Origin of the sequence: Buttiauxella warmboldiae (assembly GCF_003818135.1) — a bacterium.
Taxonomy (GTDB): Bacteria; Pseudomonadota; Gammaproteobacteria; order Enterobacterales; family Enterobacteriaceae; genus Buttiauxella; species Buttiauxella warmboldiae.
Map to the genome: position 1 here is coordinate 1 of NZ_RPOH01000081.1, position 10,650 is coordinate 10,650.

The window sequence follows — 10,650 nt, forward strand, 5'->3', positions numbered from 1 at the left end:
TGGTCCATGTTCGTTTTGCGGAAGTCATGGGGTTTGTCATCAGTCTGGGCCCCATTTATGGGGCTTTTTTTTGTGCTCTGCACCCCATTAACTCTTGCCTCTCTCTGCCAGAATCCCTTGAAATAAAGATGTTATTCACAGGGAATGATTTTGATGAGTGGAATAGCGTTAACCGTCAGCATGTTGGCTCTGGTTGCGGTTGTCGGCCTGTGGCTTGGCAATATCAAAATACGCGGCGTCGGGTTGGGGATCGGGGGCGTGCTGTTCGGCGGTATTATTGTGGGACATTTCGTCAGCCAGGCGGGAATTAGCCTGAATGGCGATATGCTCCACTTTATTCAGGAGTTTGGCCTGATCCTCTTCGTTTATACCATTGGTATTCAGGTAGGCCCTGGTTTCTTCTCTTCACTACGGGTCTCTGGCCTGCGCCTTAACCTTTTTGCGATCCTGATTGTGGCGACTGGCGGCCTGGTTACCGCGCTTATCCATAAAATCTTTGATGTTCCCTTGCCCGTGGTGCTCGGAATTTTCTCCGGAGCGGTGACGAACACCCCGGCGCTGGGCGCGGGCCAGCAAATCCTGACCGATCTGGGCACGCCCTCTGAATTGATCGATAAAATGGGGATGAGCTACGCGATGGCTTATCCGTTCGGGATTTGTGGGATTTTGCTGAGCATGTGGCTGATCCGCATGATATTTCGCATTAATATCGATCGGGAAGCCCAGCGTTTTGATAGCACCAGCGGGCAAACTCACGCCCATCTCCAGACCATGAATATCTGCGTCGCCAACCCCAATCTCAACGGATTACCGATTCAGGAAGTACCGGTACTGAACAGCGATACTATTATTTGTTCACGTCTTAAGCGTGGAGCGTTGCTGATGGTGCCGGCACCTGAAACGGTGATTCAAACCGGGGATTTACTGCACCTTGTCGGGCAGGAAAAGGATCTGCACGCTGCATTACTGGTTATCGGCCAGCAGGTGGAAACCTCGCTTTCAACGCGCGGCACCGATTTACGGGTGGAGCGCGTGGTGGTGACCAATGAAAAAGTCCTCGGTAAAAAAATCCGCGATCTGAATTTAAAGCAAAAGTATGACGTGGTTATTTCGCGCCTGAATCGTGCGGGTGTTGAACTGGTTGCCAGCAGCAATGCCAGCCTGCAATTTGGCGATATCCTGAATCTGGTTGGCCGCCCGGAATCCATCGAAACGGTGGCGGCGGAAGTGGGCAACGCGCAGCAAAAACTCCAGCAGGTTCAGATGTTGCCGGTGTTTATTGGGATTGGCCTTGGCGTGCTGCTCGGCTCCATTCCGCTATTCATCCCGGGCTTCCCTGTTGCTTTACGCCTGGGTTTAGCGGGTGGGCCGCTTATTATGGCGCTTATTCTTGGGCGAATTGGCAGCATCGGTAAGCTGTACTGGTTTATGCCGCCGAGCGCTAACCTCGCGCTGCGCGAGCTGGGTATTGTGTTGTTTCTGGCGGTGGTAGGGTTGAAATCGGGCGGTGATTTTATTGGCACCCTGCTGCATGGCGACGGTATTAGCTGGATTGGCTACGGCATTCTGATTACCAGTATTCCCCTGTTAGCCACCGCTTTACTGGCACGACTACTCGCTAACATGAATTACCTGACGCTGTGCGGCATGCTGGCGGGGTCCATGACCGATCCCCCAGCTCTGGCTTTCGCTAATGGATTACATGCCACCAGCGGCGCCGCCGCACTCTCTTACGCTACGGTTTATCCGCTGGTGATGTTCCTGCGGATTATCACACCTCAGCTCCTTGCGGTGCTGTTTTGGGTTTGATGTTTGATAGTACAACGCTGATGCCAGCATAGGCTGGTCACATGGATTTTATCGATCAGGTGTGATTCAGGAAGCGCCGCCACAATTGTTTAGTAACCCCACCATCTGCGTACTAAACCGTTTCTCCATGCTGCTGGAAACGATATGCCAGCGGTAGCCAGCAGAATAAAATCATCACGCCCATGGCCGTCATTAACATTCCGAGGCTGAACTGCCCGCTTTGTGGCAGCAGCGCGGAAAACCACGCCATCGCGCCCGAACCGATATTTTGCAGCCCGCCGACTAACGCCCCGGCGGTGCCTGAGAGGAACGGGAATGGCTCCATAGCGCCGCTGGTCGCCAGCGGGAATAACATGCCCGCGCCAAAGAAGAAAAGCGCGGCAGGCACCAGCAGCGTCCAGATATTCATCACGCCAAACCAGCCCGGAAGCCACATCAGAATGCCGGCAAACAGGCAGCTCAATACCGCCTGCCACATCAATGAAGAGAAACGCACATTTTGCCGACCCGCGTACCAGGAACCAAAAAATGCCGCCGGGATCGGCAGAATAAACAGAATACTGACTACGACGCCACTTAGCCCCAGTACGCCACCCATTAACACGCCGGAGCAGGCTTCAAACACTGCCACACCCGCCAGCCCGCCGACCAGCATCAGCAAATAGCAGTTAAACGAACCGCTACCAAACAGGGTTTTATAGCTGGCAACAAGGCGTTGTGGTTTGGACTGGATTGGGCGCGTTTCCGGCAGCCAGCGCAACATGCAGAAAGCGACAATAGCGCACAGCGCCAGCAGGAAAGCGTAACAAGAGCGCCAGCCCCAGACCGAATCGAGCATTCCACCCATCACCGGAGCCAGCAACGGACTGACCAGAATCCCCATATTCAATAAGCTGTTAGCATGGCGTAGCGATGAACCTTCATAGAGATCGCGCGGCATGGTTCGCGCCATTACGCCTGCAACCCCCGTCCCCATTCCCTGCAGCGCGCTGGCAATCACCAGCGCGGTTAAATGAGTGGTAAACAGCGCCCATAGCGTGGCGAGAATAAAAATACTCATCCCCGCAAGGATCACCGGGCGACGGCCAATGCGGTCTGAAATTGGCCCATAGAAGAGTTGCGAGACACCATAGGTCAGCAAATAAGCCGCCATCACCTGTTGGATTGCGCCGCTGCGTACGCCGAAGTCGTGAGCCATGTCGGGAATTGACGGGATATAGATGGTTTGCGTCATCTGCCCGACGGCAACCAGCAGGATGAGCATCATCAGCAGATGAAGGTTGGCTAGTTTTTTCATTTTCTCATGGTTTTTATGGTGGTTATAACGCTTTTGTGTAGCTTATATAACTAGATATTAAAAATAATCGAGAGAAATCTACCATTAAATAAAAAATAAGCCATATGCAAAACTGCTTTTTGTCAGGAGAAAAAGTCGCATGCTGTAAAGCTCGCACGGCAATTTTTATTGCCAGCGAAACGGCAAGTGGAAATTATTAAAGGGAGGCGGTTTCCCGCCTCCCTTTGGTGCGACTTAAAGGCCAGGAATTACTTAAAGTATTTCATGGCGACTTCAAGCAGTTGCAGTAACGCAACCATGAGTTTCAGAAACACAATAGTCAGTTCCATCAAGCCCATACGCTTTCTCCTGTGGCCAGGAGCACTTTCAGCCGGCGAGCCTTTCCGCTGCCTGTAGCCTGCCGAATTTGTTGATAATGTCTGATGTGCTCCGCTGAGGTTAAGGCACTGACGGCACCACCCGTTTCAGCCAGGACTTGAATTGCGCGGCGGTTTGCGGCCTCAGAACACATCACGTTCAACACCATGAGTATATCCACTATACTGTATAAATAAACAGTAAGAATGAAAAAAATGTGAACGGCCCGCCGGTCAACCCTGTTACAGACTGCCTGAAAAAGCAGCAAGTGTTTGCGCCGCTGTGGGTTTCGTCGTATATTTGGGAGGTTGATATTGTCTGGTGTGCGAAGCAGTAAAAGCACTATGCAGTAAAAACAAAAAGCCTCGCCTCACCAGCGGGGTTTTTTGTTTTCCTGGATCCAGAGAGTTGAAAATAGCTAGTTGAAGTAACCGTTGGGAACTGACTGCCCGAAACCATCGCCGCTGTCGGTGCTGTTATCGCTACGGCCTCTCGCTTCAAGCCTTTCAGCACGTATCCGCTCGCTAATTGCCCTGCGCTGTTCGGCCGTCATTTTTTCGCGGCCATAATAGGGCGCGGGATAGTGCGAGCGGATAAATATGCCTTCATTTTGCGCTGAACTGTGCGTTTTATGCCCACGATCGCCTGAGGTCTCCTGCGAAGAGCAGCCGCTTATTGCCAGCGAGATAAGCAATACCAGAGCGTATTGATAAACCATATTTCTTCCTGAAGCAGTGCTGAACACAGCGTGGGGATGGCCATTATTACTCATCCGAGTCATGGTGCGTAACAGGAATGGCAGAGATTGTGTAGCGTATCACGCACGCTGAGGTGAGGGCTTCACCCCGACGAATGTCGGAGTGAAGGGATAGCAGTGATAGCGATTACGAAAGCGGGCTCAGCGTAATTTCTACACGGCGGTTCTGTGCTTTACCTTCTGCCGTGTTGTTACTGGCAATGGGGTTCGCAGGCCCCATACCGGAAGTGCGTACCCGGTTTGCAGCCACACCTTGTGCGATCAGGGCGCTACCTACGCCGTCAGCGCGCTGCTGGGAAAGTGTCATATTCAGCTGCTGGCTGCCGGTGCTGTCGGTGTAACCGACAACGTTAACCGCAGTTTTTGGATACTCTTTCAGAACCATCGCCACACCGGTTAAGGTATTTGCGCCCGCCGGTTTCAGCGTTGCGCTGCTGCTGTCGAAGGTGACATTATTTGGCATGTTCAGCACGATATTGTCGCCATTACGCGTCACGCTTACGCCCGTTCCCTGCATTTTGTCGCGCAGCTTAGCTTCCTGCACATCCATGTAATAGCCCACGCCTCCTCCTAAAGCCGCACCGGCGGCAGCACCAATCAGCGCGCCTTTGCCGCGATCTTTTTTCGATGAAGAGAGTGCGCCAACGCCTGCGCCTACCAGCGAGCCAATACCCGCTCCGATACCTGATTTCCCTGCTTCACGCTCGCCGGTGTAAGGGTTGGTCGTACAACCTGAGACGGCTAACGTGCCGCAAACAAGAGCGGCAATCACCATGACGCGTTTTTTCATCTTATTTCCTTTGTGAATTTAATGATTCAGCCGCAACTTCAGCGGCGGTTGATTATGCCGTGTGAATGTGTAGAAATTTCTATAGAGTCGTCTGAATTTGTAAACAATATTGAGTGGCCTCAGGTCGCCACCTGCCTACACGGGAGCCCGAATTGGCTAATACACCTTTATCAACCAGCAAAATCTTAACGGCCGCCCACTGGGGGCCGATGCTCGTTGAAACTGACGGAGAGCGCGTCTTCGCCTCAACCGGCGCCTTAGATAGCGGCCATGAGAACTCATTGCAAAGTGCGGTACCGGATCAGGTTCACAGCAAAGCCCGGGTGAAATTTCCCATGGCGCGTAAAGGTTTTCTGGCCTCGCCAGATGCCCCACAAGGCGTGCGTGGCGATGATGAATATGTGCGAATTAGCTGGAATGAGGCGCTGCAACTGATCCACCAGCAGCACCAGCGAATTCGTTCCGCTTACGGTGCCGCCTCTATTTTTGCCGGTTCCTATGGCTGGCGCTCCAATGGGGTGCTCCATAAAGCGGCGACGTTATTACAGCGTTATATGAGTCTGGCGGGCGGCTATACCGGCCATCTGGGCGATTATTCAACCGGTGCGGCGCAGGCGATCATGCCGTATGTGGTGGGCTCCAATGAGGTTTATCAGCAGCAAACCAGCTGGCCGCTGGTGCTGGAGCACAGCGATGTCGTGGTGCTCTGGAGCGCCAATCCGCTGAACACTTTGAAAATTGCCTGGAATGCCAGCGACGAGCAAGGGATAACGTTTTTCGAAAAGCTGAAAAACAGCGGCAAAACGGTGATCGCCATTGATCCAATGCGCTCGGAAACGGTGGATTTCTTTGGCGATAAGGCGCAGTGGATTGCCCCACACATGGGAACTGATGTGGCGTTGATGCTGGGTATCGCCCACACGCTGGTGAAAAACGGCTGGCACGACACGCTATTCCTTGAGCGCTGTACTCACGGTTACGACAAGTTTGCCGCTTACCTGCTGGGGGAATCTGACGGCCAGCCCAAAACGGCTGGCTGGGCGGCTGAAATTTGCGCTGTCCCTGCGGAAACCATCGAATATCTGGCGCGGTTATTCAGTGAAAAACGCACCATGCTGATGTCCGGCTGGGGAATGCAGCGCCAGCAGTATGGCGAGCAAAAGCACTGGATGGTGGTGACGCTGGCCGCCATGCTTGGGCAAATTGGTACGCCGGGCGGTGGTTTTGGTTTGTCTTATCACTTTGCCAATGGCGGTAACCCAACAAGGCGCGCGGCGGTATTGGGTTCAATGCAGGGGGCCGTTGCCAATGGCATTGAGGCGGTCGAAAAGATCCCGGTGGCGCGAATTGTTGCCGCGCTGGAAAATCCCGGCGGCGAGTATCAGCATAACGGGATGCAAAAAATCTTCCCGGATATTCGCATGCTGTGGTGGGCGGGGGGCGCTAATTTCACCCATCATCAGGACACTCACCGCCTGATTAAAGCCTGGCAAAAACCAGAGCTGGTGGTGATTTCCGAATGCTTCTGGACGGCGGCGGCCAGACACGCCGATATTGTGCTGCCGATCACCACATCGTTTGAGCGTAACGATTTAACCATGACCGGTGATTACAGCAACCAGCATCTGGTGCCGATGAAGCAGGTCGTCTCGCCGCAGGGTGAGGCGCGCAATGATTTTGATGTTTTTGCTCAACTCAGCGCATTGTGGGAAGAGGGTGGCGAAGCGCGTTTCACGGAAGGAAAAAGCGAGCTGCAGTGGCTGGAAGCATTTTATGAAATCGCCCGTAAACGCGGGGCAGCCCAGCAGGTTGACCTGCCTGATTTTGAGCAGTTCTGGCAGGCTAACCAGCTGATAGAAATGCCGGAAAACGAAAAGAGTGCCGCTTTTATCCGTTTTGCTGATTTCCGCCGCGACCCTGAGGCTAATCCCCTAAAAACCCCAAGCGGCAAAATTGAAATTTACTCTGAACGTATTGCCAGCTTTGGCTATGCCGATTGCCCACCGCATCCCGCCTGGCTTGCGCCGGATGAATGGCAAGGCAATGCTGAACCGGGCCAGCTGCAGCTGCTTTCCTCACACCCGGCGCACCGTCTGCACAGCCAGCTCAACTATGCGGCGCTGCGTGACAAATACGCTATTGCCGGGCGTGAACCCTTAACGCTGCACCCGGCCGATGCCGCTGCGCGCGGCATTGCGGATGGGGATTTGGTGCGGGTCTGGAATCGGCGTGGGCAGGTGCTGGTGGGCGCGCGGGTAACAGAAGGCATCAAGCCGGGCGTGGTCTGCATTCACCAGGGCGCCTGGCCTGATTTGGATGATGAAAAGCTGTGTAAAAATGGTGCGGTAAACGTGCTGACGCTCGATATTCCAACTTCACGGCTGGCCAATGGCTGTGCGGCGAATTCGTCGTTAGTCTGGGCCGAAAAATATCTCGGCCCGGTTCCGGAGGTTACAGCGTTTTCTCCGCCTGCCAGCTCATAATCCAGGTCGGGTGGTGCGTTTCAGTTTGCCAGGCGCTCTCTTCAATACGAAAACCCTGGTGATGATAGAAATGCACTGCCCGATGATTTTTCTGGTAAACCTCAAGGCTTAGCGAGGGATAAAGCGCTTTGGCGTGCTCCATCAACGCCTGCCCAACACCCTTGCCGATGAAAGGCTCGCTCACAAACAGTGCGCCAATAAAGAGTGAATCCAGCACGCTGATAAATCCCACCATTTTACCCTGGTACGGGTAAACCCAGGTCGCCGATTGCGGAATATAGACATTGCGCACAATGGACTCGCTTTCGTGCCAGTAGCTTTCACTAATAAAGGGGTGCGCCTGAATGGTGCTGGCAAGCCAGACGGCAATCAGTTCATCCATTTCGTCGGGCTGCAGACGCCGAATCATTTCAGGTTATCAGGGTGGCAGAAACAGCTAGTGACGTGGTCGTTGACCAGTCCGCAAGCCTGCATAAATGAGTAACAGATGGTGGAGCCGACAAACTTAAAGCCACGTTTTTTCAGCGCTTTTGATAACGCATCGGAAGCGGGGGTTGTGGTCGGAATTTCCGCGAGCGTAGCCGCCTGCGTAACCTGAGCCTGGTTATCAACAAACGACCAGACAAACTCCGGGAATTTTTCGCCGCAGGCTTCCATGGCCAGATAGGCTTTGGCGTTATTGATGATGGCTTCTATTTTCCCCCGATGGCGAATAATTCCCGCATCCTGCACCAGCCTGTCGACATCTTCTGGTTGCAGCAAGGCCACGGCCTGAGGGTCGAAGTTTTTAAAACAGCGGCGGTAGTTTTCGCGTTTTTTCAGCACGGTTATCCACGACAATCCAGCCTGTTGCCCTTCAAGGCAGATCATCTCGAAAAGATGTTGTCCGTCGCTCACCGGTACGCCCCATTCCCTATCGTGGTACTCAATATAGAGCGGGTCCTGTGACACCCATCCACAACGCAGCATGTGTTTCTCCTTTGATGAAATTTCTCGTGTCAATTTGACGCGCCAGATAAAAAGACAATAGTTAATTCAGGGCTATCCGCAAGCCCGGCCAAAACATAAAAATATCTCCGGATTGGGATCTTTTCTTGAGTCGTTTTGACGATCGAAAATTTACGCAGCGGGTCGCCATGTTACCCTCGCCACGGCGTTGTCCTGGCCATTCATGCCCTCTCAGAGGCATTTCATTCCGGCCAGAGTGCAACTCATGCCTTTTTCTCCTGGAATAAAATGCACTTCGTTACCCTTGTCCGTAGAAGATTTCTCTTAAATTTTGCGGACATCTGCCATGAATACCGTTAGCTACAACCGTACTCGCTGGTTAACTCTGATCGGCACCATTATTACTCAGTTTGCCCTGGGTTCCGTTTATACCTGGAGCCTGTTCAATAGCGCTCTGTCACAAAAACTGGATGAGCCAATCAGCCAGGTCGCCTTCTCCTTTGGTTTATTAAGCCTCGGTCTTGCGATTTCATCCTCTGTGGCGGGTAAATTGCAGGAACGTTTTGGCGTGCGTAAAGTCACGATGGCGGCAGGCGTGCTGCTGGGTGTCGGCTTTTTCCTTACCGCGCATTCCGATAACTTATTGATGCTGTGGCTTAGTGCTGGCGTGCTGGTTGGCCTGGCCGATGGGGCCGGCTACCTGCTGACGCTGTCCAACTGCGTGAAATGGTTCCCGGAGCGTAAAGGGCTGATTTCCGCGTTTGCTATTGGTTCTTACGGTCTTGGCAGCCTCGGCTTCAAATATATCGACAGCCATTTGCTGGCGACCGTCGGCCTGGAAAACACCTTTATGATCTGGGGGGCTCTGGCGATGGTGATGATCCTGCTGGGGTCCATGCTGATGAAGGACGCGCCATTACAGGAAGTGAAAACAACCAATGGCGTGGCTGAAAAAGACTACACCCTGGCAGAATCGATGCGTAAACCCCAGTACTGGATGCTGGCAATTATGTTCCTGACGGCCTGTATGAGCGGTCTGTACGTCATCGGCGTGGCGAAAGATATTGCGCAAGGCATGGTGCATTTAACGGCTGAGTCTGCGGCGAATGCGGTAACGGTTATCGCGATTGCCAACCTGAGCGGCCGCCTGGTGCTGGGTATTCTGTCCGATAAAATCGCCCGCATTCGTGTTATCACCCTCGGTCAGGTTATCTCTTTAGTCGGTATGGCTGCGCTGCTGTTCGCCCCGCTAAACGAAGCGACTTTCTTTGCCGCGATTGCCTGTGTGGCGTTTAACTTTGGCGGCACCATCACCGTTTATCCATCCCTGGTCAGCGAGTTCTTTGGTCTGAATAACCTGACTAAAAACTACGGTGTGATTTACTTAGGCTTCGGTATCGGCAGCATCTGCGGTTCGATTATCGCTTCTGTCTTCGGCGGTTTTTATATCACCTTCTGCGTTATCTTCGCGCTGCTGATTTTGTCGCTGGCTATTTCCACCACCATCCGCCAGCCGGCACGAGAAGCCCTGCAAGAGGCTCACGCCTGATAACGCGTCATTAATGCCGCAAACCATGCCGCCGGGACGTTATACGGCGGCATCATTAACTGTGAAATCCCCTGCTCGATAATCCCCTCGGCCTGCTCCCTTAGCCTCTCATTTCCCCGCTGTAACCCTGCCAGTTGGATCCGTTTTTCGATTAAATAGACGCGGGCAAAATGTGGGTCATAGCGCAAAATTCCACGCGTATTATCAATGATGTCGGCCAGTTTGATGGTTTGCGCCTCAGGGCTGGCGTTTGCCGTGTGCAGAAAGTGGGCGCGTTTGCGATACATGCGGTTAGTGCCAGGGCGCTGCTCAGGGTTGGTAACCATCGCCACCAGCATCGCCACATCCGGGCCAAAATGCTGCTGAATGTCGGTGAGTGTGGAGCCTGTGTCCTCTACCGTGTCGTGCAGCCAGGCCGCTGCAAGCATCTCTTCTGCGGCGGAGATGCTCCTGACCAGTTCCACTACCGCTGCCGGATGGACAATGTAGGGCTCAAGGGTATATTTACGACGCTGATCGCAAGCCGCATGAGCTTTGGTGGCATATCGGCGAGCGCGTTCTTCTAAAGACAGCATAAACACCCCTTGAAATTGCTGACAAAGAAGGAAAAACGTGGTTTCCTTCTTTGTGGCGATCGGCTGAAATCAATAAATTGATTTT

Annotated in this window: 10 protein-coding genes; 3 read left to right on the forward strand and 7 right to left on the reverse strand. The window is 53.3% G+C overall.

Features of this window, described 5'->3' with window-relative positions:
• Positions 1 to 153 precede the first annotated feature (153 nt).
• Positions 154 to 1,809 carry a putative transporter gene (locus tag EHN07_RS17055; protein WP_124025233.1) on the forward strand — a complete coding sequence of 552 codons (1,656 nt, stop codon included), beginning with the start codon at positions 154 to 156 and terminating at the stop codon, positions 1,807 to 1,809.
• A gap of 112 nt (positions 1,810 to 1,921) precedes the next feature.
• Here EHN07_RS17055 and emrD read toward each other — a convergent pair whose 3' ends face one another.
• The 4 genes from emrD to EHN07_RS17075 all read right to left on the reverse strand — a co-directional run bounded on the left by emrD (position 1,922) and on the right by EHN07_RS17075 (position 5,010).
• Positions 1,922 to 3,106, reverse strand: a complete 1,185-nt coding sequence (emrD, locus tag EHN07_RS17060; RefSeq protein ID WP_124025234.1) for a multidrug efflux MFS transporter EmrD — start codon at positions 3,104 to 3,106, stop codon at positions 1,922 to 1,924.
• 248 nt (positions 3,107 to 3,354) lie between these two features.
• A complete protein-coding gene (locus tag EHN07_RS17065) occupies positions 3,355 to 3,444 on the reverse strand; it encodes a type I toxin-antitoxin system toxin TisB (protein ID WP_124025235.1) in 90 nt (29 codons plus the stop codon).
• Between the two features lie 437 nt (positions 3,445 to 3,881).
• Positions 3,882 to 4,181: a hypothetical protein gene (locus tag EHN07_RS17070; protein ID WP_124025236.1), complete on the reverse strand. Its 300-nt coding sequence runs from the start codon at positions 4,179 to 4,181 to the stop codon at positions 3,882 to 3,884.
• Between the two features lie 166 nt (positions 4,182 to 4,347).
• Complete coding sequence (locus EHN07_RS17075; protein ID WP_124025237.1) at positions 4,348 to 5,010, reverse strand: OmpA family lipoprotein; 663 nt, start codon at positions 5,008 to 5,010, stop codon at positions 4,348 to 4,350.
• 152 nt (positions 5,011 to 5,162) lie between these two features.
• Between EHN07_RS17075 and EHN07_RS17080 the strand changes: the two genes are divergently transcribed.
• Positions 5,163 to 7,493 carry a molybdopterin guanine dinucleotide-containing S/N-oxide reductase gene (locus EHN07_RS17080; RefSeq protein ID WP_124025238.1) on the forward strand — a complete coding sequence of 777 codons (2,331 nt, stop codon included), beginning with the start codon at positions 5,163 to 5,165 and terminating at the stop codon, positions 7,491 to 7,493.
• Here the strand turns inward: EHN07_RS17080 and EHN07_RS17085 are convergent.
• Positions 7,462 to 7,902: an N-acetyltransferase gene (locus EHN07_RS17085; protein ID WP_124025239.1), complete on the reverse strand. Its 441-nt coding sequence runs from the start codon at positions 7,900 to 7,902 to the stop codon at positions 7,462 to 7,464. The genes EHN07_RS17080 and EHN07_RS17085 overlap by 32 nt on opposite strands.
• Complete coding sequence (gene tag, locus EHN07_RS17090) at positions 7,899 to 8,462, reverse strand: DNA-3-methyladenine glycosylase I (RefSeq protein ID WP_124025240.1); 564 nt, start codon at positions 8,460 to 8,462, stop codon at positions 7,899 to 7,901. The genes EHN07_RS17085 and tag overlap by 4 nt, the downstream gene beginning before the upstream one ends.
• 325 nt (positions 8,463 to 8,787) lie before the next feature.
• On the opposite strand from tag, the gene EHN07_RS17095 reads away from it, so the two are divergent.
• Positions 8,788 to 9,990 (forward strand): L-lactate MFS transporter, encoded by a 1,203-nt coding sequence (locus EHN07_RS17095; protein WP_124025241.1) that lies wholly within the window; start codon positions 8,788 to 8,790, stop codon positions 9,988 to 9,990.
• Here EHN07_RS17095 and EHN07_RS17100 read toward each other — a convergent pair.
• Positions 9,981 to 10,565, reverse strand: coding sequence for an HD domain-containing protein (locus EHN07_RS17100; RefSeq protein ID WP_124025242.1), 585 nt, complete (start codon positions 10,563 to 10,565; stop codon positions 9,981 to 9,983). The genes EHN07_RS17095 and EHN07_RS17100 overlap by 10 nt on opposite strands.
• Positions 10,566 to 10,650: the final 85 nt, after the last annotated feature.